We start from the raw sequence: 25,319 nt of genomic DNA on the forward strand, positions 1-25,319 counted from the left end.
GTGGCGTTCCTGCTCGGGCTCATCGCCTTCATGCTGTTTGCGCTCTCGACCAATCGCCATCACGAGCGCGGCTGGGGCCGACGGTGTTCGCCGCGCGCCGCGACCGGTTTGCGCATCGCGGCGTGGGTCTGCGTCGGGGTCGATTTCGTGATGGCGATCGCGGCGTGGGGCGCCGTGTTCGGGCCGATCGGCTGGGTAGCAAGCTGCATGGTCGGCGCGGCCGCGACCTTTCTGTTGCTCAACCTGCTGCCTGCGCCGCCCCCGCACCGCAAAGCGAGGCCTTAGCCCTTATGCGGCGGGGCGTTCGCCCGCTTCGATCCGACGGGCGATGGTTTCGAGCACGGGCCACAGATCGGCCACGCTGTCGATGACATAATCCGCGCCTGCTGCGTGCAGATCGGCGGCAGCGGCGGCGATGCGCCGGGCGCGCTCTTCGGGTTCGAGCGCGAGCATGGCATCATGGCTGAGGCCGACGCCATTGCCGGACGCGGCGAGCCCGACCGTCCAGGCTCCGGCTGCCTTGCCCTCGCCAATGCCGACCGTGGCGTCATCGACCTTTACACACGCCGCGGCGGGCCATACGCCGAGTTCGACCAGGCCCTTCCACAGCATCAGCGGTGAGGGGCGGCCCTCCAGCGTCTCGCCCGAGCAGACCACGACATCGGGGGCGTAGCCTTGTTCGGCGGCGAGCGGCAGGATGTCGGCCATCATCGGGCGCGTATAGCCGGTGCAGGAGGCGATCTTCACGCCGTGCGCGCGCAGCGTGGCGGTGAGCTCGGCCGCACCCGGGATCAGTGCCGCACAGTCCTTGGCCGCGCCGCGCATCATCGGTTCGACCGCATCGTGCAAGGTGGTCACGTCGCTTTCGGCGGGGGATGTCGCGTGCGCCGCCTGCCAGGCCTCGGCCACGCGGGGTTTGGCCAGGATCGCACGGATATGGTCGCGCTTGGCACGGCCCATATCGGCGCGGGCTTCGTCTTCGGAGATGGTCACGCCCGCATCGGCGAAGACGCGCTGGAGCGCGATAACGGGCGCGCAGCAGCCATGATCGATCATCGTGCCCGCCCAATCGAGCACCACGGCCTTGATCGGAAAACTCATGCAACGGCTCCTTGGGGTTGCGCCGCAATCGCCGCGATCGTTTCCTCGGCGAGGGCAAAGGCGGTCGAGGCACCGGTGCCGCTGGTCACCGTCACCACCTGCACGCCGGGCAGCGGGCGCGCGACGCGGCTGTGGCTGGCGGCGGAGGCATAGGTACCGGTCCAACGTTCGAGCACCGGCGGGACATGACCGAATACCGCGTGGAATTCGTCGAGGATCAGCGCGTCGACCGCGTCCTTGCCGAATGGATCGGGCGTGGCGGCATAATGATGGCTGTCGCCGACAACCAGGCTGCCATCGGCGCTTTGCACGACGATCAGATGGATACCATTGGCGAGATGGTCGGCCTGTTCGGCCTCGAGCCGCTGCCGCAGCGCCGCCGCCTCGGGCAAGGCGGCATAGCCAAGATAGCGCACCATGCCGAGATCGGACATGATCGCCCCCGGCAAGCGATAGCCCGGGTCGGCGAGGCGCAGCATCTGCAATTTGCAGCGCGTGATTCCGGCGAGCGCATCGGGGAAGAGCGTGGCAAGATCGTCACCGGGGCAGACGATGATCGCGCGCGCGGGGATCGTGCCGACCGAAGTCTCGAGCTGCCCGGTCTCGACACTGTGGACCGCGACGCCACGCCAAAATTCGACGCCGTGATGCGCCGCGAGCCATGCCGCCAGCTTGGGGATGGCAGTGCGCGATTCGACGCGGATGTCGATCGCGCTGGTCAGCACGCCTTCGAGTGTCGCCGGGCGGATCGGGCCGAGCAGCGCTTGCGCTGCATCGGCGTCGTGCCAGGCGCACCCTTCCGCCATGTCGGTTTGCAGGAAGGCCTCGCACACTGCGCGTGCCTCAGGCCGCTGCGCGACCATCGTCAGGCCGTGATGCTCGACCGCGATCCCGGCGGGACCCGCGACCTCCATCCACACATCGCGCGACCGGCGCGCGCGCCGCCAGACGGTGCCCTGTTCCTGGCCGGTGACGGTGACGAAGCCGAAATTGCGGATCGACGCACCATTGGCCTGCGCATCGCGGTCGATCACCAGCACGCGCCGTCCACCCCGCGCGGCGGCGAGTGCATGGGCGAGGCCGACGATCCCGGCACCGACGATGGCGACGTCGTAGGAGTCGATTTCGCTCATGCCGGCACCGGTGCCAAGGACTCAGCGGCCCGCTGTTCCGGCGCACGGCGGAAGAAATACAGCGCGGCGAACAGCGTCAGCACCGTGCCGACCACGCTGGTGACATAGGCCCCGCCCATGAAGAAGCTCAGCCAGTCGAGCGAGCGCTGCCCGAAATTGCGCCACAGCAGCAAGGCCACGCTGCCCAGATAGCCGAACGAATCGGCGACATAAATTAGAAAACCGGCATTCGCGATCCGGCCGCTGGCCGCCACCATCCGGTCGAACAGCACCGCGTTGATCGGGCTATAAGCGATGTAGAGCCCCGATCCCGACAGCACCACCCACACAAAGGGCGAGATCAAATGCGCCTGAAACGCGAGCGTTGAGACCCCAAGCAGCGCGAAACCGCTCGCAATCATGATGTGGATGACGAGCAAGGCACGGCGGTTGTCGCGCACCAGGATGACCAGCGCCATGCCCGCGAGCGCGATCAGTGCGACGGGCAGTTCGCTTGCCGAGAAGATCGCAGCCTTCCCGCCATAACCGAGCGCCGCCCAGATCTCGGCGGCGAAATTGTCGCGGAAATCGCGAAAGGCGGTGAGCAGGACATAAGCGACGACGATCGCAATCAGCCCCGGCGCATAGGCTTTTAGGAAGCTGCGGCGTTCGGCCCCGGTCATCGGTGCGCGTTTGATGCGCTCCGCTTCGTCGCGCGCGCTGGGCGGCGGCAGCGCGCTCAGCACCCAGACCGAAACGAACAGCAGCGGCATGAACAACAGGCCGGTCGCGGCGGGCATCCAGAAACGGTCGACATGCTCGCTTTGCATCAGCCAGGTGCCGACCGATTTGACCACGCCCGACGACAGGATGAAGCTCGCGCACAGCATCGAGGCAAGCACCTCGGATACGCGCCGCCCCTCCATGAAACCAAAGACCAGCCCCCAGATCATGCCAAGCGGCACGCCATTGAGGAACAACGCGGCGACGTTCCAGGGTGCCGGGATGATCGCGAAGGCGACCAGCGCCAGCCACGACAGCCCGATCAGGGCGAGGATGGCGGCGGCGCGGTGGCGCGGCGCGATTTCCGACACGACCTTTATGCCGATGAACTTCGACAGCGCATAGCCCGCCACCTGTGCGACGATCAGCGCGATCTTGTAATCGAGCACCCAATGCCAGCCGGGCACCAGCTCGAAGGTCGCTGCCGTGAAGGGCTTGCGAAAGGCGTACATCGCGAAATAGGCGCAGAAACCCGCGGTTCCGGCGACCGCCGTGAACACCGCAGGATGGGCCTGCCCCAAAGCGCGTCGAAAACGACTTTCCACCTCTGTACCCCGGCCCGATCCCACTGCGACTGGCCCTAAGCGCGCTGTATGACAGTCTCGCGTCGGCTGTTCGGCTCAGGCCGATCGACCCGCCAGCGCATCGAGCACCGCCGCCGGGGTGATCGGCAAATGCCGCACCCGCGCGCCCACCGCAGCGAAGATCGCATTGCCGATTGCGGGCGCGACCACCGTCGTCGCAGGCTCGCCCAGGCCGACGGGGACGTGCTCGCTTTCGACAAAGGTAATGTCGAGTTCGGGCACATCGGCCATGCGCAACGGCAGATAGGTGTCGAGATTGGTGTCCTTGACCAATCCGTTGGCGAATTCGGTGCCTTCATGCAGCGCCATGCTGAGGCCCCACAAAGCGGCCCCTTGCGTTTGTGCGAGCGCGCCATCGGGATCGACGATCGTCCCGGCATCGGTGACCAAAGTCAGCTTCTCGACGCGCACCACGCCGGTCTTGCGATCGACATGGACGCGCGCGACGCAGGCGACCCAGGTCGGCATGTCACGTTCCTGCCCAAAGCTGGTGGCGATGCCGAGCGCGGTATCGGGCGGCAGTTTCTCGCCCCAGCCCGCGCGGGCGGCGGCGCGGCGTACCACTTCGGCCTGGCGCAGCGCCCCGCCAATGGCGCTGGGGGCCGACCCGGCATTGCGACCGGCCCCGGTCAGCAATTTCAGGCGGAAGGCCACGGGATCGCTTTTCACCTGCAGCGCGGCTTCATCGATGAAGCTTTCGAGGGCCCAATTGGTCCAGCCCGGCCCGACCGAGCGCAGCCAGCCCGAGCGGAAGGTGGTGTTGGCGAGATCGTTGGGGATGGCGTGGACGGTCTGGTGGCCGACCTCATACCAATGGTCCGCGCCCGAAATGGCGAAGGGATCATAGGCCCCGCCGCTCTTGGTCTTGGCGAGGAGCGCGGGCGCGTTCATCTGCGTCGGCCAACCGGCGGCCGCGTGATGCTCCATCGCGATCACCGCATTGTCCTTGTCGAAGCTCATCCGCACGCGCTGCACCGAGGGCGAGCGCACCGAATCGAACAGCGCATCATCCTGCCGCGTCAGCACCATCTTGACCGGACGACCCAGCGCCTTGGCGGCGAGCGCGGCGGGGACGGCATAATCGCCGTTGAGCCGCCGCCCGAAGCCGCCACCCAGCATATAGGTGCGCAGGATAATCTTTGTCTCGGGCACGCCGAGCGCCTTGGCCAGCGTCGGCAGGATCAGGCTTTGCCATTGGTTGCCGGTATGGATTTCGAAGCGACCGTCCTTCTCGAAGGCGAGCGCGTTGAGTGGTTCCAACTGGAAATGCAGCACGGTGCTGGTGGTGTAGACGCGCTCCAACGTGCTGGCGGCGTTGGTGGGTTTGGCACCAGCGTTGACGATGTCGAGCGCGACGCCGCTCTCGGCCTTGCCTGCCAGGTCGGCGGCATGGGCTTGCAGGTCCTTTTCAGACGTGGTCGCGCCCGGCCCGGCGGTCCAGGTGACCTGGAGCAGATCGGCGGCGCGGATCGCGGCGGGGTAATTTTGCGCGATCACCATCACCCAGCCAGGCACCGTGTCCGACGGGTCCTCGATGACGAGGTAGCGCAAATATCCGCGCACCGTCTTGGCCTTGCTGTCATCGACCGACACGACCTTGGAGCCGAAGCGCGTTGGCGGCAGTTTGGGCCGGGCATAGACCATGTTGGGCACCTTGGCGTCGATGCCGTATAGAGCGGTGCCATCGGTCTTGGTGGCGATGTCGAGCGCAGCGACCTGCTTGCCGATCAGGCGACGGTCCTTGGCCGGCTTGATCGGCAGCGCCTTCAGTTCCTCGGGGGTGAATTGGCGGGCGACGCCGCCACGCTTGGCGATGTCGCCATAGGAAATCGAGCGGCCACCCGCATGGACCGCGCCACCGCGCGCGGTGCAATTGGCCGCACTGGTGCCGAGCAGCTTCGCGCCCGCCTCGATCAAGGCGATGCGACCGGCGGCACCCGCCTGGCTGAACACCGGGAAGGTCTGCCACACCGACCAGCTCCCGCCGGTGACCATCAGCCCCCATTTGGGATCGGTATCGACATGGACGATGCGGACCTTGTCCCAATCGGCCTCCAGCTCATCGGCGAGGATGCGCGCGAGCGCGGTGCCGACATGCTGCCCCATCTCGGCGCGGATGATGTTGACGGTGACGATGGCGGCAGCATCGATACCGAACCAGATCGAGGGTTCGAATTGCGGCCCCGTGGGGGCAGCGGGGGTGCCGCCGGGCACGGCAGGATCAATCGCCGCCAGCACGTGCGAAAACCCGAAGGCGATCCCGGCGGCACCGCTGGCAACGAGGAAACCACGGCGCGAGAGCGCATTGCGGGTGGCTTCCGCCGTGGAGGCGAGGCGGCTCATGCCTTTGGTCCTTCCGCGAGCGTGCCTGCCGCCTGCCGGATCGCGGCGCGGATGCGGACATAGGTCATGCAGCGGCACAGATTGCCGGTCATCACCGCATCGATGTCCTCATCGGTCGGCGCGGGGAAATCCTTGAGCATCGCGGCGGCCTGCATGATCTGGCCCGATTGGCAGTAACCGCATTGCGGCACCTGGATCTCGCGCCACGCGTGTTGCAGCGGATGCTCGCCCTTCGGGTCGAGTCCTTCGATCGTGGTGACATCGGCACCGTCGACGGCGGAGACCGGGGTGATGCACGACCGCGTTGCCCGCCCGCCGACATGCACCGTGCACGCCCCGCACATGCCAATGCCGCAGCCGAATTTGGTGCCGGTCAGCCCGATTTCATCGCGGATCACCCACAAGAGCGGAGTGTCGTCCTCGATTGTGGTGGAAACGGGGCGACCGTTGATCGTGAAACTGGTCATCACTCCTGGCCCTTGCCCTGCGCGCGGATCGCCGCGACTTTCTGTTCGAGATCGGGCCACGCCGCCTTGGTCGTCCGCGTCGCGCGCAGATAGGCGGCGATGCGGGCGACATCGGCGTTGCTGAACCCGGTGCCAAAGCCCGGCATCACCACGCCCGGTGCACCGTCCTTGGCGTCGATGCCGTAGAGAATGACGCGGATCACATTGGTCGGATCGTCGAGATGCACGGTACTGTTGAGCGCCAGATCGGGGCGCAATGGGTTGAGCCCCTTACTGCCATTATAATGGCACGATGCGCAGGCGGCGGTGAACAGCCGTGTCCCCGCATCATATTGCAGGCCGGTGCCGATACGGTCGGTGGCGAGCGCCTTCTGGATCAGCGCGGCATCCTGCCCGGCGCGCGCGGCGGAGCCGTTGAAGCTGGTGAAATAGGTGGCGATCGCCGCCACATCGGCGGCGGGCAGACGGGAAAGCCCGCGCGGCACCGCCGCCATCGGCCCCGCCGCCGTGCCATGATACAGGCTGACCCCTGTGCCGAGATAGGCGACCAGTTCACTCTGGCTCCACGCGATCGGCGCGGGGTTGGTCTTGTCGAGCGGCGGCGCGATCCAATTGTCGATCGCGGCCCCGGCATACGCCTTTTCCTTACGCTCGGCCCCCAGCGCCCCGCGCGGCGTGTGGCACGCTGCGCAATGGCTGATTCCTTCGGCAAGATAGGCCCCGCGATTCCAGGTCGCATCCTTGGTCGCGACGGGCTCATAGCGGCCAGGCTTGAAGAACAGCAGTTTCCACCCCGCCTGCAACAGGCGGATGTTGAGCGGGAAGGGCAGGCCATTGGCCTTGTCCTCGGCGCGCACCGCAGGCTGCGTCATCAGATAGGCATAGAGCGCCGAGACATCGGCATCGGTCAGCTTGGTGAAATGGTCATAAGGGAAAGCGGGGAAGAGATGTGCGCCGTCGCGCCGCACGCCTTCATGCATGGCGCGGCGGAAGGCGGTTTCGGACCAGCCGCCAATGCCGGTGTCGATATCGGGGGTGATGTTGGTCGAATAGATCGTGCCGAAGCTGGTGGCCATCGCATAACCGCCCGCCAGCGCAGCACCGCCCTTGGCGGTATGGCACGACGCGCAATAGCCGGCACTCGCCAGCACTGCGCCCTTGGCGACGAGGGCGGGCGCGAAGGACGCGGCAGCCGGGCGAGCAATCGGGGAAATCGCAGGCCGCCAGGCAAAGCCCGTAAAGATCGCCAGGCCAACAAGAAGGGCGAGGACGCCACCGAGAAAAATGCGTTTCACCACGCCGTGCCCGCCGCCATCATATTCACCCTGTGCTTCGCGTGCTTATGACAGGGCAATCGCGCTTTCCGCGCCCGACGTCCAGAAACAAATCGCGCTTATCCCGCCGACACGCGCGCGCGGCGCTTGCGTCGTGCAAATGTTAGCGCTACCTCTCTCATCATAGCGCGGTTACGCGCATCGGGAGAGGAATGATGGCGTATCGCGTGATTGGGGCAGTGATGATGTGTGGCGTGGCCACGCTGGCGCTTGCCCAGGATCGGATTCCGGATCGGGCCCCGGATGGCCGGAAATATCTGTCGCAGCCGCTGGTGACATCGATCTACACGGCAGACCCGTCCGCGCATGTCTTTGCGGGCAAGATTTACGTCTACCCAAGCCACGACGTGCCGACCGCCATTCCCGACGATGATCTGGGCAACGAATATGCGATGCACGATTACCGTGTGCTGCGGATGGATCGCATTGGCGGCCCCGTCACGGTCGGTCCGGTCGCGCTCGATGTGAAGCAGGTGCCATGGGCGTCGCAGCAAATGTGGGCACCCGATGCCGCTTATAAGAACGGCACTTATTATCTGTATTTCCCGGCGCGCGACAAAGCCCGTGACAAAAACGGGTTGGGCACGTTCCGCATCGGTGTGGCCACCTCAAAGAGCCCGATGGGCCCGTTCAAGGCCGAGCCCAAGCCGATCGCGGGCAGCTTCTCGATGGATCCGGCGGTGTTCACTGACCAGGACGGCAAGAGCTATATGTATTTTGGCGGCATCTGGGGCGGGCAGCTCCAGCGCTGGAAGAATGGCACCTTCGACCCCAATGGCAGCGATACCGATTTGCACCAGGATGATCAGCCGGCGCTGACCGGCAAGGTCGTGCGTATGAATGCCGATATGAAGAGCTTTGCCGAGACGCCGCGCGATGCGGTGATCCTCGACGAACAGGGCAAGCCGATCCTGGGCGGCGACCATGACCGGCGCTTCTTCGAGGCATCGTGGGTGTTCAAGCGCGGCGGGCACTATTATTACACCTATTCGACCGGCGACACGCATTTCCTGAACTATGCGACCGGCACCAATCCCTACGGGCCCTTTACCTATCGCGGGCACTTCCTGCTGCCAGTGCAGGGCTGGACGACGCACCATTCGATCATCCAGACCGGCGGCAAATGGTGGCTGTTCTATGCGGACACGCAGCTCAGCAACAAAAACCACCTGCGCAACGTCAAGGTGACCGAGCTTTCCTTCAACGCCGACGGGACGATCAAGCCAATCGATCCGTTCGTCAAATAAGGCCCGCAATGTTTCTTGGAATTGATATCGGTACGTCGGGCGTCAAGGCGGTCGTGCTCGACACGCACGGCGTGGTCGTCGGGCAGGGCACCGCTGCGCTCAGCGTGCAGCGCCCGCACCCCTTATGGTCCGAACAGGACCCTGAGGATTGGTGGAAGGCGACCAGTGCGGCCGTGCTGGCGATCGACCCGGCGGTCCGTCGCGCGGTGCGCGGCATCGGGCTCGCCGGGCAAATGCACGGTGCGACCTTGCTTGGTGCGGACGATCGGCCGTTGCGCCCCGCGATCCTGTGGAATGATGGGCGCTCCTTCGCCGAATGCGCTGCACTGGAAGCGACAACGCCCGAGTTCCGCACGCTCGGCGGCAATATCGTGATGCCGGGCTTCACCGCGCCCAAGCTCGAATGGGTGCGGCGGCAGGAACCCGAGGTTTTTGCACAGGTCGCCACCGTCTTGTTGCCCAAGGATTATGTCCGGCTGCGCATGACCGGCGAGAAGGCGTCCGACATGTCGGATTCCGCCGGCACCTTGTGGCTTGACGTCGCCGGGCGGCGGTGGAGTGATACGCTGCTCGCGGCCTGTGGGCTGACGCAAGCGCAGATGCCGCGCCTGGTCGAAGGCACCGATGTCGCCGGGATGCTCCGCGCGGACATCGCCGAGGCGTGGGGCATGGCACAGGTTCCCGTCGCGGGCGGGGCTGGCGACAATGCCGGTGGGGCTGCGGGTGTGGGTGTCGTGACCGATGGCAAGGCATTGCTGTCGCTCGGTACGTCGGGCGTGATCTTCGTTGCCAATGATCGCTTCAGGCCCAATCCTGCGCGCGCGGTCCATGCCTTCTGCCACTGCCTGCCCGAGATGTGGCACCAGATGTCGGTGCACCTCAGCGCCGCCTCGTGCATCGACTGGGTCGCGCGGCTGACGGGCGCGAGCGGCGCGGCGGAAGTGTTCCACCGCGCCGAAGCGGCGGGCGTGGCGAACGGGCCTGAGATTTTCCTCCCCTATCTCTCGGGCGAGCGCACCCCGCATAACGATGCGCAGGTGCGCGGCGCGTTCGTCGGGCTCGACAACGATACCGATCCCAACCGGCTTGCGCAGGCGGTGCTGGAAGGCGTGGCGTTCGCGCTCGCCGACGGGCTCGACGTGCTGCGCGAGGCAGGGACCGAAGTCGCCGAACTCGCCGTGATCGGCGGCGGTGCGCGGTCGCGTTACTGGGGCGAGACGCTCGCCACCGCGATGGAGGTGCCCATGGTGTATCTCCAGGGCGGCGAGGTCGGCCCCGCGCTCGGGGCCGCACGTCTCGCGCAGATTGCGGTCGATGGCGGCACTCCCGCCGAAGTGTGCGTCGCCCCGCCAGTGTCGCACCGCATTGCCCCCAATGCCGAGCTGGCGGCGCGGCTCGCGCCTAAGAAAGCGGTGTTCCGCGCCGCTTACGCCCAGATTTCTCCCCTTACTCACTCCAATTGACCCCCAAGGAGCGCCCGATGGCCACCGATTTCTTCGCCGATATTCCCCAGATCACCTTCAAGGGCCCAGGCACCGACGACGAGCTTGCATACCGTTTCTACGACAAGGACCGGGTCGTGCTCGGCAAGCGGATGGAAGACCATCTGCGCTTCGCCGCCTGCTTCTGGCACACCTTCTGCTGGCCGGGATCGGACGTGTTCGGCGGGGGCACGTTCAACCGTCCGTGGCATGCCGGTGCCAATGATGCCGCCGCCGCCGAGCATAAACGCCGCGTTGCGTTCGAGTTCTTCACCAAGCTCGATATTCCCTATTACTGCTTCCACGATGTCGACGTGATGGCCGATGCGACCACTGTCGCCGAGCATCGCCGCAATTTCGCCGAAGCCGTCGATCATCTCGAGCAGCTTCAGGCCGCATCGGGCCGCAAGCTGTTGTGGGGCACCGCGAACCTGTTCAGCCATCCGCGCTTTGCCGCTGGTGGCGCGACCAACCCTAACCCGGAAGTGTTCGCGTTTGGCGCGATGCAGGTGCGCGACGCACTTGAAGCCACGCATCGTCTGGGCGGCGCAAACTATGTGCTGTGGGGCGGTCGCGAAGGCTATGAGACGCTGCTCAACACCGATCTTAAGCGCGAGCTCGACAATCTCGGCCGCTTCCTGTCGCTCGTCGTCGAGCACAAGCACAAGATCGGCTTCACCGGCACGATTCTGATCGAACCCAAGCCGTTCGAGCCGACCAAGCACCAGTACGACTTCGACACCGCAACGGTGTACGGTTTCCTCAAGCGCTATGGCCTTGAGAATGAAGTGAAGGTCAATATCGAGGCGAACCACGCGACCCTCGCCAGCCACACCTTCGAGCATGAGATCGCTACCGCAGCGGCGCTCGGCATCTTCGGCTCGATCGATGCCAATCGCGGCGATCCGCAAAATGGCTGGGACACCGACCAATTCCCCAATTCGGTCGAGGAACTGACGCTCGCCAATCTCGAAATCCTGCGCGCGGGCGGGTTCACCACCGGCGGCTTCAATTTCGATGCCAAGGTGCGGCGCCAGTCGATGGACGCGATCGACCTGTTCTATGGCCATGTTGGCGCAATCGACGTGGTGGCGAAGGGGCTGCTCAATGCCGCCGCGCTAATCGAAGACGGTCGTCTCGACGCGATCAAGGCCGAACGCTATGCGGGATGGGAGGGCGATCTTGGCCAGCAGATCGGCACGCTCGATCTCGCCGCGATCGCCGATCTGGCGGTCGAACAGGCGATCGACCCCAAGCCGCGTTCGGGCCGCCAGGAGCGAATCGAAAATTTGATCAACCGCTTCATTTAACAGCGGTTAGGATACGCAGTATCGGTGTCACCAGCCGACCGCCCCAGCGCTTGACAGCGCCGGGGCGGTCGTCAAGGTAACGCTATCAAGGATGAGGGTCGCGTGGAGGGGTTAATGGCGGGCGAGAACGACGCGAGCGCGTCGGCGCTACCGGTGGATTGGCAGGACGGCGTGTTTGTCGGTCGCATCGCGACCGATGCTGGGCCGAGCCCGGTTTTGGTTGTGCGGGGCGAAGCGTTCGACATGTCCGCGCGCGCGCCGACGGTCGTCGATTTGGTTGAATCGGGGGATTTCAGCGCGTCGGGCGGAGTGTCGCTCGGCGCGTTTGGAGCGGATCTGTCGCGGCTGCTGGCACCGGTTGATCTGCAATGCGTGAAGGCGTGCGGGGTCACCTTCGCGCTTTCGGCGATCGAACGCGTGATCGAGGAGCGCGCGCGCGGGGATTCCTCCGCTGCCGCCGACATCCGCGCGCGGCTCGAATCGCGCGTCGGCGGGTCGATCCGCGCGGTCGTTCCCGGCACGCCAGAAGCGGCTGAGCTCAAACGGGCGCTGATCGAGGACGGCCTGTGGTCGCAATATCTCGAAGTCGCGATCGGCCCCGATGCCGAAGTGTTCACTAAGGCCCCGGTGCTTTCCAGCGTCGGGCCCGATGCCGAGATCGGCATCCGGTCGGACTCGACCTGGAACAACCCCGAGCCGGAGATTGCCTTGCTGGTGGACAGCCGTGGCAAAGCGGTCGGCGCGACGCTTGGCAATGACGTCAATCTGCGCGATTTCGAAGGCCGCTCGGCGCTGCTGCTGGGCAAGGCCAAGGACAATAATGCGTCGTGCGCGCTCGGGCCGCTGGTGCGGCTGTTCGACGCTGGCTTCACGATCGACGATGTGCGCCGCGCCGAAGTGCGGCTGCGGATCGAAGGCGAGGATGGCTATGTGCTGGAGGGCACCAGCAGCATGAGCCAGATCAGCCGTGACCCGCTCGATCTGGTGCGCCAGACGCTGAGTGAACACCAATATCCCGATGGCTTTGCGCTGTTCCTCGGCACGTTGTTCGCGCCGGTGCAGGACCGCGATGAACCGGGCCGGGGCTTCACCCACAAGATTGGCGACCGGGTGACGATCGCGAGCGATCGGCTCGGGCGTCTCACCAATCGCGTGGTTACCTCGCGCGATGCGGCACCGTGGGATTTCGGAATTCGCGCGCTGATCGCAAATCTGGCCGGGCGCGGGCTGTTGGAGACGAGCAAGTGACCGGCACGCGTGCGATTTACCCGAGCCTTGTCGGCAAGCGGGTGCTGGTGACGGGCGGTGCCAGCGGCATTGGCGCAGGCCTGGTCCAAGCCTTTGCCGAGCAACAGGCCAACGTCGCCTTTATCGATGTCGACCAGACTGCTGGCGCGGACATCGCCGAGCGCTTTGCCCCCGGTCGCTTCCACTTTTGCGATCTGCGTGATCCGACGGCGTTGGGTGCGGCGATCGCGGCGATTGCCGAGGATCTTGGTGGGATCGACATTCTCATCAACAATGCCGCGAGCGACGATCGCCATAGCGTTGACGAGGTGACCCCGGCATATTGGGACGAGCGGATGGCGACCAATTTGCGCCATCTGTTCTTCGCTGCACAAGCCGTGGTGCCGGGTATGCGCGCGGCGGGCGGCGGTGTGATCATCAATTTCGGGTCGATCAGCTGGCATTTGGGCTTGCCCGATCTCGTGCTGTACCAGACCGCCAAGGCCGCGATCGAAGGCATGACGCGCGGCCTCGCGCGCGATCTCGGGCGCGACGGCATCCGCGTGACGACGATCGTGCCCGGCAATGTGCAGACGCCGCGCCAGCAGCGCTGGTACACGCCCGAAGGCGAGGCCGAGATCGTCGCGGCACAATGCCTGTCGGGGCGGATCCAGCCGGTCGACGTTGCGGCGCTTGCCTTGTTCCTGGCTTCGGACGACGCGCATATGTGCACGGGCCACGATTATTTCGTCGACGCGGGCTGGCGCTGATGGCGAGCGCACCCGTCACGATCGCGCCGCTCGGCGCAACGCTCGGCGAAGGGCCGATGTGGGACGTCGCCACGCAGACATTGTGGTGTGTCGATATCAAACGGCATCTCGTGTTCCGGTTCGATCCCGCGACTGCGGCGCTGTCATCCTGGACCGCGCCGGGCGAAGTCGGCTGGGTACTGCCGCGTGTGGGCGGCGGAATGGTCGTCGGGGTGCAATCGGGCCTGTACGGGTTCGATCCGGCTGGTGGCAGCTTCACGCCGCTGATCGACCCCGAGCCGCATATGCCGGGCAACCGCCTGAACGATGCGACGACCGATGCGGCCGGACGGATCTGGTTCGGCAGTATGGACAATGGCGAGCAAGCGGAGAGCGGTCGGCTGTACCGGCACGATCACCGTGGCTGCGCCGATGCGGGTCTCGCGCCGGTTGCGATCACCAACGGCCCGGCGATCTCGCCCGATGGCACCACGCTCTATCATACCGATACGCTGGGGCGGACGGTGTGGCGCGTGCCGATAAGGGACGACGGCACGCTGGGCGATCCCACGCCGTTCGTCGAGATTGCGGCGGGCGAAGGCCATCCCGATGGATCGACCACCGATGCCGAGGGCGGCGTATGGGTTGCGCTGTTCGGCGGCTGGGGTGTGCGGCATTATGATCCGGCGGGCACGCTGATCGAGACCGTGCGCTTTCCGGTCGCCAACATCACCAAGATCGCCTTTGGCGGCGCGGATCTGCGCACGGCTTATGCGACCACTGCGCGCAAGGGCCTGAGTGCCGCCGAATTGGCGGCGCAGCCCGAGGCGGGCAATCTGTTCGCCTTCGACCCCGGCGTGGCGGGTATGGCGACACATTCGGCAAAAATATAACAATCGATAGGGAGCGGAAGACGGACAATGGCAACGCTGGCGCAACCGGACCTGCAACGGGTCAATATAGGTTTCATTGCCTCGATCGTCGTGGTGGCGACGATCGGCGGCTTCATGTTCGGCTATGATTCGGGCGTTATCAACGGCACCCAAAAGGGGCTGGAGGCCGCGTTCGAGCTGGGCAAGCTCGGCATCGGCATCAATGTCGGCGCGATCCTAGTCGGTTCGTCGATCGGTGCCTTCGGCGCGGGGCGTTTGTCAGATGCCTATGGCCGCCGCACGGTGATGATGGGGGCCGCCGTGCTGTTCCTGATCAGCGCGCTGCTCGCAGGCGGTGCCAGCAGCTCGATCCTGTTCATCGTCGCGCGCATCATCGGTGGCCTTGGCGTCGGTGCCGCCAGCGTGATTTCGCCAGTATACATTTCCGAAGTGACCCCGGCCTCGATCCGCGGGCGCTTGTCGAGCGTGCAGCAAGTGATGATCATCACCGGCCTGACCGGCGCGTTCGTCGCCAACTTCGCGCTTGCACGCTATGCGGGCGGCTCGACCGCGCATTTCTGGCTCGGCTTTCCGGCATGGCGCTGGATGTTCTGGCTGCAGGCGCTGCCGGCCGCGATCTATTTTCTGGCTCTCCTCACCATCCCGGAAAGCCCGCGCTACCTTGTCGTCAAAGGCCATACCGAGCGCGCCCGCGCGGTGCTGACCAAGCTGTTCGGATCCGACGAGGCCGATCGCAAGGTCGCCGAGATTGCCGCGAGCCTTGCCGCTGACCATCACAAGCCGCGCCTGTCCGACCTGATCGACAAGACCACGGGCAAGATTCGCCCGATTCTGTGGGCGGGCATCGGGCTCGCCGTGTTCCAGCAGCTCGTCGGCATCAATGTCGTCTTTTATTATGGCGCGACGCTGTGGGAGGCGGTCGGCTTCTCCGAGGATTATGCGCTGCAGACCAACATCCTGTCGGGCGTGCTGTCGATCGGCGCGTGCGTCTTCACGATCGCGTTCGTCGACAAGATCGGGCGCAAGCCGCTGCTGTTGATCGGTTCGGCCGGCATGGCGGTAACGCTGGCGACGGTGGCGTATGCCTTTTCGACCGCTGTCACCGCGCCTGGCGGCGGGGTTTCGCTGCCCGGGAATAACGGCGTGATCGCGCTGGTCGCGGCCAACCTCTACGTCGTGTTCTTCAACTTCAGCTGGGGCCCGATCATGTGGGTCATGCTGGGCGAAATGTTCCCGAACCAGATTCGCGGGTCGGGTCTGGCGGTGTCGGGCTTTGCACAGTGGATCGCCAATGCGGCGATCTCGGTCAGCTTCCCGTCGCTGGCGGTGTCGCCCGGCTTGGCGGTCACCTACACGGGCTATGCCGTGTTTGCCGGCATTTCGTTCTTCTTCGTCCAGGCGATGGTCAAGGAAACGCGCGGTCGCGAACTGGAAGCGATGGAGGGATAAGCGCCTTCACGTGGCGGGTAAAAAGGGGGCGCTGATTTCGGTCAGCGCCCTTTTTTACGGTTTCGGCGGCGCATCCGATTCGCGCCGGATCAGCGCATAGTCCGCCAGTACGTGCGGATGATCGACGCTGCTGTCATTGGCGTTGCGCATGCGGATTTCGCGCACCAGCAGCTCGATCGCGGTGCGCGACATCTCGGTCACCGGCTGGCGGATGGTGGTGAGTTCGGGCCAGATCGTCGTCGCCAGCACGGTATCGTCAAACCCGCACACCGTCAGATCGGTCGGCACGTCGAGCCCCTTGCGGTGGGCGATCGCCACGGCGGCGGCGGCCATGTCGTCATTTGAGGCAAAGATCGCGGTCGGCCGCTCGGTCAGATCCAGCAGACGTTCGGCAGCATCGAGCCCCGAGCGATAGGTAAACAGCCCGTGACCGACGAGTTCGGGCGCGAAGGCCAGCCCAAGGTCGGACAGCGCGGCACGGTATCCCGCCAGCCGCTCGCCACTGGCGGTCTGCTTCGGGTCGCCGGTAATAAAGCCGATCCGCGTGTGCCCCAGCGCGCCCAGATGCCGCGTCATGTCATAGGCCGCGCGACGATCATCGATGCTGACGGACAGGGCCCAATCGGGCGCGCGACCGGTTGCCACCGCCACCACCGGGATGCCGTGGCCTTCAAGCGCCGCCAGCACCACCGGCGAATCGCTCAGTGGTGGGGGGAGCGCGATTCCGTCGATCCGCCCTTGCAACAGGCGTTCGATCGTCGCCGCCTCGTGGCCGTCCTCTTCGCATTTCTCGATGACGAGCTGCACGTTGCTGCGGCTCGCCTGATCGAGCCCACCGACCAGGAAGTCGCTGAAATAGGTCAATGACGGGTTGGTGTGCAGCAGGCAAATGCGGATTTCCTCGCCACCCGCCAGCGCGCGCGCGGCGGCGTTCGGCGCATAGCCGAGCGCCGCGATCGCGGATTCGACGCTTGCCCGCGTGGCCGGGCGAACGCTGCCCTTGCCATTTACGACACGTGACACCGTCATCGGCGAAACCCCGGCGTGTGCCGCGACATCGGTGATGGTGGGAACATTATGCTGACGACGCGAGCCCCGAATTTGCTTCATGCACGTCCTTTCTATGCCACTTCTATGGCGGAGTGGTGCGCTACGGCAAGTCGGCGTCGCGATGGTGCTTGCCCATGCCCCCCCGCATCGGCCATGTGGCCGCGATGACGTTTCAAGTCGACATGGGCCTCGACGCGGGCGGCGCGCCCGTCCCGATCGATCTCGAAGAATTGCTGGCGACGCGGTTGCTCGTGCAGGGCAATTCGGGTTCGGGAAAATCGCATCTGCTGCGTCGCCTGCTCGAACGCAGCGCGGGCCAGGTGCAACAGATCATCATCGATCCCGAGGGCGATTTCGTCACGCTCGGCGAACGCTATGGCCATGTCGCCATTACGGCGGCGGATTATTCGGTGGCGGAAGTCGCCCGTTTTGCCGCGCGCATCCGCGAACATCGCACCTCGGTCGTGCTCGATCTCGAAGGCCTGGAGATGGAAGGGCAGATGCGCTGTGCCGCCGCCTTCCTGTCCGCGCTGTTCGATGCGCCGCGCGACCATTGGTTCCCGGCATTGGTCGTCGTCGACGAAGCGCAGGTGTTCGCGCCGTCAATGGGGGCGGAGGTGACCGAGGAGGTCCGCCGTGCCTCGCTGGGCGCGATGACCAATTTGATGTGCCGTGGCCGCAAGCGCGGGCTCGCCGGGATCATCGCGACGCAGCGCCTGGCCAAGCTGGCCAAGAACGTCGCCGCCGAGGCGTCCAATTTCCTGATGGGGCGCACCTTCCTCGACATCGACATGGCGCGTGCGGCGGATTTGCTGGGGATGGAGCGGCGTCAGGCCGAGCAGATCCGCGATCTTGCGCGCGGCACCTTCCTCGCGCTGGGGCCTGCCGTGTCGCGCCGCCCGGTGGCGATCCGGATCGGTGCGGTCGAAACCGGCTCGCGTGGCGGTGGCCCGGCGCTGATCCCGCTGCCCGACGCGCAAGCCAGCGACATGCGGCAATTTCTGTTTGCGGAAATGGAAGAGCCGGTGCGCCCGGCACCGCCGCCGCCACGCGCGGCCCCGGCCGAATCGGTGTTCGCGCAGATCGAAACCGTCGCCGCGCTTGATCCCGTTCCCGAGGTGCCGCAACGCGACCCCGAGGAACTGGCGCAGATCGTGTGTGACGTGCTGCGCGCGATTGTCGCGGATGCCGATTCGACCGCGCGCCCGGCGGCGGTGCTGTATCAGGATTTCCAGGTGCGCTGCCGTATGGTCGGCGTGTATCCCGCGCCGCTCGACCCGTCCGCCTTTTCGCGGCGGCTGGCGGCGGGGCGCGCGGGGATCTTCGAAGGGCTTGATGGCGATTGGGGCGAGGCGCTGGCGCTGGCGCGCGATCTGCCGGACGAAATGCTTGGCTGCTTCCTATTGGTGGCGAAGGCCGCGCGCGAGGGGCTGCCATGCCCGAGCGATGAGGCGGTGGCGCAGACCTATGGCACCAGTTCGTTGGGGCGTGCGCGGCGCGTGATCGGCTATATAGAGGGCCGCAACCTGCTGGTGACGCGGACCGATCTGTCGGGCAAGCGCTCGATGACGATTCCCGCTTTGGGATGGACCACCGCGCCCGCCGACGCTGGATGACAAAGCGTTCAGGTTACGCCGAACTGGTTGCAGTGCGGCACGGCGCACTCTAGGCGCGGCACGATGTCTGCCATGTCCTATCGATCCGAGTCGGGCAAAGGACGATTCCGCGGCATCGCGCTGGCACTTGTTGTCGAGGCGCTGGTGGCGTTGCTGCTTCTGCAGCTCGGCACGGGCATCTTTCACAAGACCGAGAAGCAAAAACCGCTCATCACCTTCGACGTGAAGCCAATCGGCCCGGTGGTTTCCAAACAGGCGCAGAAGACCCAGGTCGCGCACAAGCAGAAGCAGACGACCACCGCCTCGGCCGCACCGCCGCCGCCCGTCGCGCCGCCGCCGGTGAAAAGCCCCGTGCCCTCCAAGCTGATTCAGTTGAGCTCCGAGGAATTCGCTGCTTCTGACATTGGCAAAATTCCGGCGCATCAGGGCGAGGGCGACGATTCTGGCAGCGGCAAGGATAGCGTCGCAGCCTATGGCCCGGGCCAGGGGCCGGGCGGGGCGGCGCTGTACAATGCCGAATGGTTACACGGGCAGCCGAGCAGGGCCGAGATGGCACCATATCTCCGCGATTATGCGAAGGCGGATTCGGGTTCGGCGCTGATCGCCTGCAAGACCGCGCCCGATTATCGGGTCGAGAATTGCCGCGCGCTGGATGAATCACCGCCAGGCGGCGGGCTGGCGCGCGCGCTGCGGCTGGCGGCGTGGCAATTCCGGGTGCGGCCGCCGCGAATCGGCGGCAAGCCGATGATCGGTGCGTGGGTGCGGATCCGCTTCGATTTGACCGTCGGCTTCCAGAAGTAGCGCGGGCTTAGCCTGTCGGCAGCGTGTCCAGATAGGCACGAACCGCATCGCTGATCGGCAGCGGCTTGCCGGTGGGCAAGTGGACGTTGACGATCACCATGTCGATCACGGTGTGCAACGCACCGGTCTCCGCATGGCACAGCTCGAAGCGTTGCGTCAGGCTCGACCCGCCGACCCGCGCGATGCGGACGAACGCTTCGATCGTATCGCCCCACACGAAGGGCTTCAGATAATCGATCTCGGTGCGGCGGACATGGAATTCGGTGTGCGTCCACGCTTCGCCAAGCGCGGCGCCAATGCCGGTCCATTCCCAGAACTCGCTGACCGCGACATCGGCATATTCGAGATAGCGCGAGTTAAAGACAACCTTCTGCCCGTCAATTTCGGCATAGCGCACCTTGAAACGAGTCGAAAAAGCGAAACCGGGACGCGTCATCAAAACAGCAGCCTTAAACCGACAAGGGCGAGCACCGCCGCAAGGATCGGGCTCAGAATGCGGTCGGATATGCGCGATGCGATCAAACTGCCAACGATGATTCCGGGGATAGACCCAAGCAATAGCGAGAACAGCAAGGTGCCGTTGACCGAGCCGAGCAGCCAGTGACCAAAACCGCCGAGCAGCGTCAGCGGCACGGCATGGGCGATGTCGGAGCCGACCAGGCGGTTGATCGGCAAGCTTGGGTAGAGGATCAGCAAGGCGGTCATGCCGAGCGCCCCCGCGCCGACCGAGGTGATCGACACGAGCACCCCTAGCACCACGCCCAGCAACACCGTCAGCCAGGCGAGCCGCGCCGTTCCGATCTTGCCGAACAGCCGTGTCAGCGATCCGACGATGCGCATCCGGAACACCGTCGCCACCGCCGACAGGACCAGCGTGACGCCGAGGATGGCGGAGATCGCCTGCCCCATATCCTGCTTCTCGGCGGCATAATGCAGCGCGATGATGGTAACGATGGTGGCGGGCACACTGCCCGCCGCCAGTCGCGCGACCACGCGCCAGTCGACGGTGCCGCGCCAGCCATGCACCACGGTGCCGACACTCTTGGTGGCGGAAGCATAGAGCAAGTCGGTGCCGACCGCAGTCGCCGGGTGGAAACCGAAGGCGAGCACCAGCAGCGGAGTCATCAAAGATCCCCCGCCGACTCCGGTCAGCCCGACGAGTAGCCCGACGAGCACGCCGGCCAGCGAATACAGCGGGGTGATGATCATCCGGGGCGGCGGTCAGCCGACCTTTGCGCTGGGAATATTAACCCCCATCGACACCAGATATTTCTTCACGTTGCGCGCCGCCTGGCGGAGCCTCTGTTCGTTTTCGACCATCGCGATGCGCACAAAGCCTTCCCCGTTTTCACCGTAGCCCACCCCTGGCGCAACCGCGACCTTGGCGTGAGTCAGTAATTGTTTGGAGAACTCAAGGCTGCCTAGGTGCGCGAGCGCGGGCGGCAACGGTGCCCAGGCGAACATCGAGGCAGGCGGGGCGGGAATATCCCACCCGGCGCGCCCGAAACTCTCGACCAGCACGTCGCGGCGCTTGTGGTAGAGTTGGCGATTGGTCTCGACAATGTCCTGCGGGCCGTTGAGTGCTGCGCACGCCGCCGCCTGGATCGGGGTGAACGCCCCATAATCGAGGTACGACTTCACCCGGCTCATCGCCGCGATCAGCGTCTTGTTGCCGACCGCGAAGCCGATCCGCCAGCCCGCCATCGAATAGGTCTTGCTGAGCGAGGTGAACTCGATCGCAATGTCCTTGGCGCCGGGCACCTGCAGGATCGACGGCGTCGGCTTGCCGTCGAAATACAGCTCGGAATAGGCGAGATCGGAGATGATCCAGACCTTATTCTCCTTCGCCCAGGCAACGAGCCGTTCGTAGAACGCCAGATCGACCGCTTCCGCCGTGGGGTTGGAAGGATAATTGACGACCAGGATCGACGGGCGCGGGACGGTGAAGGCCATCGCGCGTTCCAGCGACTCGAAATAGGTATCGTCGGGCGTGGTCGGCACCGCGCGGATCGTGGCGCCGGCGATGATGAAGCCGAAGGTATGGATCGGATAGGACGGGTTGGGCGCAAGCACGACATCGCCCGGCGCGGTGATCGCGGTGGCGAGGCTGGCGAGCCCTTCTTTCGAGCCCATCGTCACGACCACTTCGGTCTCGGGATCGACATCGACGCCGAAGCGGCGACCGTAATAATTGGCTTGCGCACGGCGCAGCCCCGGAATGCCCTTCGACTGCGAATAGCCATGCGCATCAGGCTTGCGCGCCACCTCGATCAATTTCTCGATGACGTGCGGCGGCGGCGGCAAATCCGGGTTGCCCATGCCGAGATCGATAATGTCCTCGCCCGTCGCGCGCGCTTCCGCTCGCATCGCGTTCACTTCGGCGATGACGTAAGGCGGGAGGCGCTTCATGCGATAGAATTCGTCGGACATTGCAGGGATTCCGGCTGGAGGGAGGCCTTCCTTACGCCATTATGTGTCGCGCCGTCACCCCGCCGCACACCAATATGACCGGGGGGGGGTGTTTTGCGCCAAGGCGATGATGTGCGCTTTCATGAACGGGGCTCGTCGGGGTAAGGATGGCAGGCACGAGAAGAGGATGTCATGGCCGAATCCACCAAAGCCGCCACCGCTGCCATGCCCAGCCTTGTGGAGTTGCAGCATTGGACCTGGGTGCTTGGGCGGGCGCAGCAAATGCTGCTGGAACAGGGCCTGGCCACCTTGGGCGCGGCGGAAACGCCGTTGCCGCCGATCCCCGGCCTGACCGACCCGGAAACGCTGACGCGTGCGCGGGATTTCTGGACCGACAGCCTTACCCTGTGGCAGCGGATGCTCACCCCCGGTGAGGCACCACCGCCCGTCGATGAGCCGGCCGAGCGCGCGCGCGACAAACGCTTCAAGGATGCGCGCTGGCGTGAGGACCCGCTGTTCGCCTGGATTCGCCAAAGCTACTTCCTGTTCTCGGACCAGTTGCTCGCTCAGGTCGACGCGCTGCAGGGCGTTGACGACAAGCAGCGCGAGCAGATGCGCTTTGCCACGCGCGGTTTTCTGGATGCGATCAGCCCGTCCAATTTCCCCGCGACCAACCCCGAAGTGCTCGAAAAGACGATCGAGACCGGCGGCGAAAACCTGCTCAAGGGCCTGCAGAATATGCTTGCCGATCTCGCCAAGGGGCAAGTGACGCATACCGACCAGACCGCGTTCGAACTGGGGCGTAATCTGGCGACGACGCCGGGCAAGGTAATCCACCGCACCGATCTCTACGAACTGATCCAATATGCCCCGTCCACGCCCAACGTGCTGGCGGTGCCGCTGGTGATCTTCCCGCCCTGGATCAACCGTTTCTACATTCTCGACCTGACGCCGGAGAAAAGCTTCATCCGCTGGGCGGTCGAACAGGGCATCACCGTGTTCATGGTCTCGTGGCGATCGGCCGACGCCAGCATGAAGGATGTGGTGTGGGACGATTATATCGCCGCACAGATCGACGCGATCGAAACCGTGCGACGCGCGCTGAAGGTGTCGGCGGTGCACACCATTGGCTATTGCGTGGCGGGCACGACGCTCGCTGCGACGCTCGCGGTGCTCGCAGCGCGCGGGGAAGCGGACACGGTCAAGAGCGCGACCTTCTTCACCGCGCAAGTCGATTTCGAGAAAGCGGGGGAATTGTTGTATTTCGTCGCTGACGATCAGCTCGAACTGCTCAAGACGCTGACCCCCGACGGCTTTCTCGACGGGCGCTATATGGCGGCGGTGTTCAACCAATTGCGCGGGCGCGACCTGATCTGGAATTACGTCACCAACAATTATCTGCTGGGCAAGGATTATGCCCCGTTCGATCTGCTCCACTGGAATGGCGACACCACCAATCTGCCCGCGCAGTGGCACATGCGCTATCTGGTGGATCTGTACCGCGACAATCTGCTGAGCAAGGCTGGGGCGCTCAGCGCGCTGGGCACGCCGATCGACCTCGGGCTGGTGACGACGCCGAGCTATATTCAGGCCGGGCGCGAGGACCATATCGCACCGGCCGAAAGCGTGTGGGCGCTGATGCGGCTCTTCTCGGGCGAGCGGCGCTTCGTGCTGGCGGGGTCGGGGCATATTGCCGGGGTGGTTAACCCGCCGAGCGCGAACAAATATCAATATTGGGTCAATCCCGAACCGGTCGACACGCTTGAGGCCTTCGTCGCCGGGGCGCACGAGACCAAGGGGAGCTGGTGGCCCGATTGGGTGGCATGGCTGCGTGATCAGGACGCGGCGATGGTCCCGGCCAAGGGCGCGCGCCAGCCGGGCAAGGGGGCGCTGAAGGCAATCGAAGATGCGCCGGGACGCTACGTAAAGGCGCGCTGAAGCGCGCGGGAACTTCGTAATTTCACTTATGTTGCAGTGCAACATTTTGCTTGTATTGACCGCCAATGCTGCTATATTGCAGTGCAGCATTGGTGTGGGAGAAATCCGGTCATGGCAAGCAAAGGCCCGAAGTCAGACGCGGCACCAAAAGCCGCAAAGCCGACCGCGAAGGTTGACGCTCCGGCGGCTGTGGCCCCCCCGGCTGTTGCTCCGGCAAAACCCGCCGCGCCCAAGACGCGGACCGCTGCGGCGGCCGTAAAAGCTCCCTCGGTTCCTGCAGCGCTTCCGGTTTCGGTCTCGGCAGCGTCGGAACCGGTCGTCGCGGCCCCTGCCGCCGACGAGATCGTTCCGGCACCGATCGTGGCAGAACCCGAGGTCGCTGCGCCGATCGTGTCTGTGCCCGAGCCTGTGCGTACCCCAGACCCGATTGTTACCGCCGAAGCCCCCAAACCCGTCGCCGCCGCCGCGCCGACTGTATCGCAGAAGGAAATCTTCACCATGGAAAACACCATCAAAGCCGCTACCGACAAGGTCCAGGAACAGGCCAAGGCGCTGTTCGCCGATGTCAACGATCGCACCAAGACCGCCGTTGAAAAGGGCACCAAGCTGGTCGAGGAATTCAACGAATTCTCGAAGGGCAACGTTGAAGCCATCGTCGAATCGTCGAAGATCGCTGCCAAGGGCATCGAGACGATGGGCCAGGACGCCGCCGAATATGGCCGCAAGCATTTCGAAGGCGCGACCGCGGCGCTGAAGAGCCTGTCGAGCGTCAAGACCCCGTCGGACTTCTTCAAGCTGCAGAGCGACTATGTCCGCAGCGCGTTCGACTCGATCGTCGCCGAAACCTCGAAGAACACCGAGTCGCTGGTGAAGCTCGCCGGTGAGGTCGCCCAGCCGATCTCGAACCGCGTTGCGCTTGCCGCCGAGAAGATCAAGATCAGCGCCTAAGCCGATCTTCGTCCGTATCGGACAGGAGAGGGCGGTCCCGAATGGGGCCGCCCTTTTCGTTTGCCCCCTTGCCCTCACCCCCGGCAATGCCATATTTTAGGCACCAGATGATCGACAGCAGCGCAATCTCGATGGCGGAACGCCGTGATGACGGAACCGGGGACGGGCCGGACGACGGCACCGGCCTGGGCGTTGCGACGCGCACCCGCGCCAAGACCAAGCAGCCGACGCCCTATCGCGTGTTGCTGCTGAATGACGATTACACCCCGATGGAATTCGTGGTGCTGGTGCTGCAGCGCTTTTTCCGCATGGATATGGAAGCGGCGACGCGGGTGATGCTCCACGTCCACCAGAAGGGCGTCGGCGTGTGCGGCATTTTCAGCTACGAAGTCGCCGAGACCAAGGTCAGCCAGGTCATCGATTTCGCGCGGCAAAACCAGCATCCGCTGCAATGCATGTTGGAAAAGGCCTGATTTA

General features: G+C 65.2%; 23 protein-coding genes. 13 read left to right on the top strand and 10 right to left on the bottom strand.

The features are described from left to right. On the top strand, positions 1-285 hold the full coding sequence (locus ON00_RS13635) for a DUF3325 domain-containing protein (RefSeq protein ID WP_209609555.1): 285 nt from the start codon (positions 1-3) through the stop codon (positions 283-285). A gap of 3 nt (positions 286-288) precedes the next feature. On the opposite strand, the gene phnX is transcribed toward ON00_RS13635, so the two are convergent. The 6 genes from phnX to ON00_RS13665 all read right to left on the bottom strand — a co-directional run bounded on the left by phnX (position 289) and on the right by ON00_RS13665 (position 7,685). Beyond that, positions 289-1,101, bottom strand: coding sequence for a phosphonoacetaldehyde hydrolase (gene phnX / locus ON00_RS13640; RefSeq protein ID WP_010406599.1), 813 nt, complete (start codon positions 1,099-1,101; stop codon positions 289-291). After that, positions 1,098-2,234 carry a TIGR03364 family FAD-dependent oxidoreductase gene (locus ON00_RS13645; RefSeq protein WP_010406600.1) on the bottom strand — a complete coding sequence of 379 codons (1,137 nt, stop codon included), beginning with the start codon at positions 2,232-2,234 and terminating at the stop codon, positions 1,098-1,100. The genes phnX and ON00_RS13645 overlap by 4 nt, the downstream gene beginning before the upstream one ends. Next, the gene (locus ON00_RS13650; RefSeq protein WP_040601672.1) at positions 2,231-3,541 is read right to left on the bottom strand and encodes a DUF5690 family protein; all 1,311 of its coding nucleotides are present in this window, start codon (positions 3,539-3,541) and stop codon (positions 2,231-2,233) included. The genes ON00_RS13645 and ON00_RS13650 overlap by 4 nt, the downstream gene beginning before the upstream one ends. A gap of 75 nt (positions 3,542-3,616) precedes the next feature. After that, positions 3,617-5,923, bottom strand: a complete 2,307-nt coding sequence (locus ON00_RS13655) for a xanthine dehydrogenase family protein molybdopterin-binding subunit (protein ID WP_010406603.1) — start codon at positions 5,921-5,923, stop codon at positions 3,617-3,619. Further along, complete coding sequence (locus ON00_RS13660; protein WP_010406605.1) at positions 5,920-6,390, bottom strand: (2Fe-2S)-binding protein; 471 nt, start codon at positions 6,388-6,390, stop codon at positions 5,920-5,922. The genes ON00_RS13655 and ON00_RS13660 overlap by 4 nt, the downstream gene beginning before the upstream one ends. Next, the gene (locus tag ON00_RS13665) at positions 6,390-7,685 is read right to left on the bottom strand and encodes a c-type cytochrome (protein WP_245535577.1); all 1,296 of its coding nucleotides are present in this window, start codon (positions 7,683-7,685) and stop codon (positions 6,390-6,392) included. Before ON00_RS13665 ends, ON00_RS13660 begins: the two co-directional genes overlap by 1 nt. 194 nt (positions 7,686-7,879) lie before the next feature. Here ON00_RS13665 and ON00_RS13670 point away from each other — a divergent pair, with 194 nt between their 5' ends. The 7 genes from ON00_RS13670 (at position 7,880) to ON00_RS13700 (ending at position 16,080) form a co-directional block, all read left to right on the top strand. Next, positions 7,880-8,971, top strand: coding sequence for a glycoside hydrolase family 43 protein (locus ON00_RS13670; RefSeq protein ID WP_010406607.1), 1,092 nt, complete (start codon positions 7,880-7,882; stop codon positions 8,969-8,971). 8 nt (positions 8,972-8,979) lie between these two features. Continuing rightward, the gene (xylB, locus tag ON00_RS13675; protein ID WP_010406609.1) at positions 8,980-10,434 is read left to right on the top strand and encodes a xylulokinase; all 1,455 of its coding nucleotides are present in this window, start codon (positions 8,980-8,982) and stop codon (positions 10,432-10,434) included. Positions 10,435-10,451: 17 nt separating this feature from the next. Further along, the gene (xylA, locus tag ON00_RS13680) at positions 10,452-11,762 is read left to right on the top strand and encodes a xylose isomerase (protein ID WP_010406610.1); all 1,311 of its coding nucleotides are present in this window, start codon (positions 10,452-10,454) and stop codon (positions 11,760-11,762) included. Between the two features lie 114 nt (positions 11,763-11,876). Further along, on the top strand, positions 11,877-13,010 hold the full coding sequence (locus ON00_RS13685; RefSeq protein WP_010406611.1) for a fumarylacetoacetate hydrolase family protein: 1,134 nt from the start codon (positions 11,877-11,879) through the stop codon (positions 13,008-13,010). Continuing rightward, a complete protein-coding gene (xylB, locus tag ON00_RS13690) occupies positions 13,007-13,759 on the top strand; it encodes a D-xylose 1-dehydrogenase (protein WP_010406613.1) in 753 nt (250 codons plus the stop codon). The genes ON00_RS13685 and xylB (ON00_RS13690) overlap by 4 nt, the downstream gene beginning before the upstream one ends. Beyond that, a complete protein-coding gene (locus ON00_RS13695; protein ID WP_010406615.1) occupies positions 13,759-14,631 on the top strand; it encodes an SMP-30/gluconolactonase/LRE family protein in 873 nt (290 codons plus the stop codon). The genes xylB (ON00_RS13690) and ON00_RS13695 overlap by 1 nt, the downstream gene beginning before the upstream one ends. Positions 14,632-14,658: 27 nt before the next feature. Next, positions 14,659-16,080, top strand: a complete 1,422-nt coding sequence (locus ON00_RS13700; RefSeq protein WP_010406617.1) for a sugar porter family MFS transporter — start codon at positions 14,659-14,661, stop codon at positions 16,078-16,080. Positions 16,081-16,134: 54 nt separating this feature from the next. Here ON00_RS13700 and ON00_RS13705 read toward each other — a convergent pair whose 3' ends face one another. After that, positions 16,135-17,190, bottom strand: coding sequence for a LacI family DNA-binding transcriptional regulator (locus tag ON00_RS13705; RefSeq protein WP_010406619.1), 1,056 nt, complete (start codon positions 17,188-17,190; stop codon positions 16,135-16,137). Between the two features lie 104 nt (positions 17,191-17,294). On the opposite strand from ON00_RS13705, the gene ON00_RS13710 reads away from it, so the two are divergent. Both ON00_RS13710 and ON00_RS13715 read left to right on the top strand, forming a co-directional pair. Further along, entirely contained in the window at positions 17,295-18,746 is a 1,452-nt protein-coding gene (locus ON00_RS13710; protein ID WP_029622888.1) for a helicase HerA domain-containing protein, read from the top strand. A gap of 72 nt (positions 18,747-18,818) precedes the next feature. Further along, entirely contained in the window at positions 18,819-19,547 is a 729-nt protein-coding gene (locus tag ON00_RS13715; RefSeq protein ID WP_010406622.1) for a hypothetical protein, read from the top strand. A 7-nt stretch (positions 19,548-19,554) separates the two neighbouring features. Here the strand turns inward: ON00_RS13715 and ON00_RS13720 are convergent, their stop codons facing one another. The 3 genes from ON00_RS13720 to ON00_RS13730 are packed head-to-tail and all read right to left on the bottom strand — an operon-like array spanning position 19,555 to position 21,977. Further along, positions 19,555-19,983: an acyl-CoA thioesterase gene (locus tag ON00_RS13720; protein WP_010406624.1), complete on the bottom strand. Its 429-nt coding sequence runs from the start codon at positions 19,981-19,983 to the stop codon at positions 19,555-19,557. Beyond that, positions 19,983-20,756: a sulfite exporter TauE/SafE family protein gene (locus tag ON00_RS13725; RefSeq protein WP_010406625.1), complete on the bottom strand. Its 774-nt coding sequence runs from the start codon at positions 20,754-20,756 to the stop codon at positions 19,983-19,985. Before ON00_RS13725 ends, ON00_RS13720 begins: the two co-directional genes overlap by 1 nt. A gap of 12 nt (positions 20,757-20,768) precedes the next feature. Then, entirely contained in the window at positions 20,769-21,977 is a 1,209-nt protein-coding gene (locus tag ON00_RS13730; RefSeq protein WP_010406626.1) for an LL-diaminopimelate aminotransferase, read from the bottom strand. A gap of 171 nt (positions 21,978-22,148) precedes the next feature. Between ON00_RS13730 and ON00_RS13735 the strand changes: the two genes are divergently transcribed. From ON00_RS13735 to clpS, 3 genes are all read left to right on the top strand, one after another. Beyond that, on the top strand, positions 22,149-23,894 hold the full coding sequence (locus ON00_RS13735; protein WP_010406628.1) for a PHA/PHB synthase family protein: 1,746 nt from the start codon (positions 22,149-22,151) through the stop codon (positions 23,892-23,894). 111 nt (positions 23,895-24,005) lie between these two features. Beyond that, positions 24,006-24,842, top strand: coding sequence for a phasin family protein (locus tag ON00_RS21060; protein ID WP_010406630.1), 837 nt, complete (start codon positions 24,006-24,008; stop codon positions 24,840-24,842). 131 nt (positions 24,843-24,973) lie between these two features. Continuing rightward, the gene (clpS, locus tag ON00_RS13745) at positions 24,974-25,315 is read left to right on the top strand and encodes an ATP-dependent Clp protease adapter ClpS (protein ID WP_029622891.1); all 342 of its coding nucleotides are present in this window, start codon (positions 24,974-24,976) and stop codon (positions 25,313-25,315) included. Positions 25,316-25,319 lie beyond the last annotated feature (4 nt).

The sequence above is a fragment of the Sphingomonas echinoides ATCC 14820 genome, from assembly GCF_000241465.1.
GTDB classification, from domain to species: domain Bacteria; phylum Pseudomonadota; class Alphaproteobacteria; order Sphingomonadales; family Sphingomonadaceae; genus Sphingomonas; species Sphingomonas echinoides.

What these genes read in the sequence shown, in the direction of transcription:
- phnX (WP_010406599.1), bottom strand. Translation starts at nt 1,101, where the DNA reads ATGAGTTTTCCGATCAAGGCCGTGGTGCTCGATTGGGCGGGCACGATG.
- ON00_RS13645 (WP_010406600.1), bottom strand. Translation starts at nt 2,234, where the DNA reads ATGAGCGAAATCGACTCCTACGACGTCGCCATCGTCGGTGCCGGGATC.
- ON00_RS13655 (WP_010406603.1), bottom strand. Translation starts at nt 5,923, where the DNA reads ATGAGCCGCCTCGCCTCCACGGCGGAAGCCACCCGCAATGCGCTCTCG.
- ON00_RS13660 (WP_010406605.1), bottom strand. Translation starts at nt 6,390, where the DNA reads ATGACCAGTTTCACGATCAACGGTCGCCCCGTTTCCACCACAATCGAG.
- ON00_RS13670 (WP_010406607.1), top strand. Translation starts at nt 7,880, where the DNA reads ATGGCGTATCGCGTGATTGGGGCAGTGATGATGTGTGGCGTGGCCACG.
- xylB (WP_010406609.1), top strand. Translation starts at nt 8,980, where the DNA reads ATGTTTCTTGGAATTGATATCGGTACGTCGGGCGTCAAGGCGGTCGTG.
- xylA (WP_010406610.1), top strand. Translation starts at nt 10,452, where the DNA reads ATGGCCACCGATTTCTTCGCCGATATTCCCCAGATCACCTTCAAGGGC.
- ON00_RS13685 (WP_010406611.1), top strand. Translation starts at nt 11,877, where the DNA reads ATGGCGGGCGAGAACGACGCGAGCGCGTCGGCGCTACCGGTGGATTGG.
- ON00_RS13695 (WP_010406615.1), top strand. Translation starts at nt 13,759, where the DNA reads ATGGCGAGCGCACCCGTCACGATCGCGCCGCTCGGCGCAACGCTCGGC.
- ON00_RS13700 (WP_010406617.1), top strand. Translation starts at nt 14,659, where the DNA reads ATGGCAACGCTGGCGCAACCGGACCTGCAACGGGTCAATATAGGTTTC.
- ON00_RS13705 (WP_010406619.1), bottom strand. Translation starts at nt 17,190, where the DNA reads ATGAAGCAAATTCGGGGCTCGCGTCGTCAGCATAATGTTCCCACCATC.
- ON00_RS13710 (WP_029622888.1), top strand. Translation starts at nt 17,295, where the DNA reads ATGACGTTTCAAGTCGACATGGGCCTCGACGCGGGCGGCGCGCCCGTC.
- ON00_RS13715 (WP_010406622.1), top strand. Translation starts at nt 18,819, where the DNA reads ATGTCCTATCGATCCGAGTCGGGCAAAGGACGATTCCGCGGCATCGCG.
- ON00_RS13720 (WP_010406624.1), bottom strand. Translation starts at nt 19,983, where the DNA reads ATGACGCGTCCCGGTTTCGCTTTTTCGACTCGTTTCAAGGTGCGCTAT.
- ON00_RS13725 (WP_010406625.1), bottom strand. Translation starts at nt 20,756, where the DNA reads ATGATCATCACCCCGCTGTATTCGCTGGCCGGCGTGCTCGTCGGGCTA.
- ON00_RS13730 (WP_010406626.1), bottom strand. Translation starts at nt 21,977, where the DNA reads ATGTCCGACGAATTCTATCGCATGAAGCGCCTCCCGCCTTACGTCATC.
- ON00_RS13735 (WP_010406628.1), top strand. Translation starts at nt 22,149, where the DNA reads ATGGCCGAATCCACCAAAGCCGCCACCGCTGCCATGCCCAGCCTTGTG.
- ON00_RS21060 (WP_010406630.1), top strand. Translation starts at nt 24,006, where the DNA reads ATGGCAAGCAAAGGCCCGAAGTCAGACGCGGCACCAAAAGCCGCAAAG.
- clpS (WP_029622891.1), top strand. Translation starts at nt 24,974, where the DNA reads ATGGCGGAACGCCGTGATGACGGAACCGGGGACGGGCCGGACGACGGC.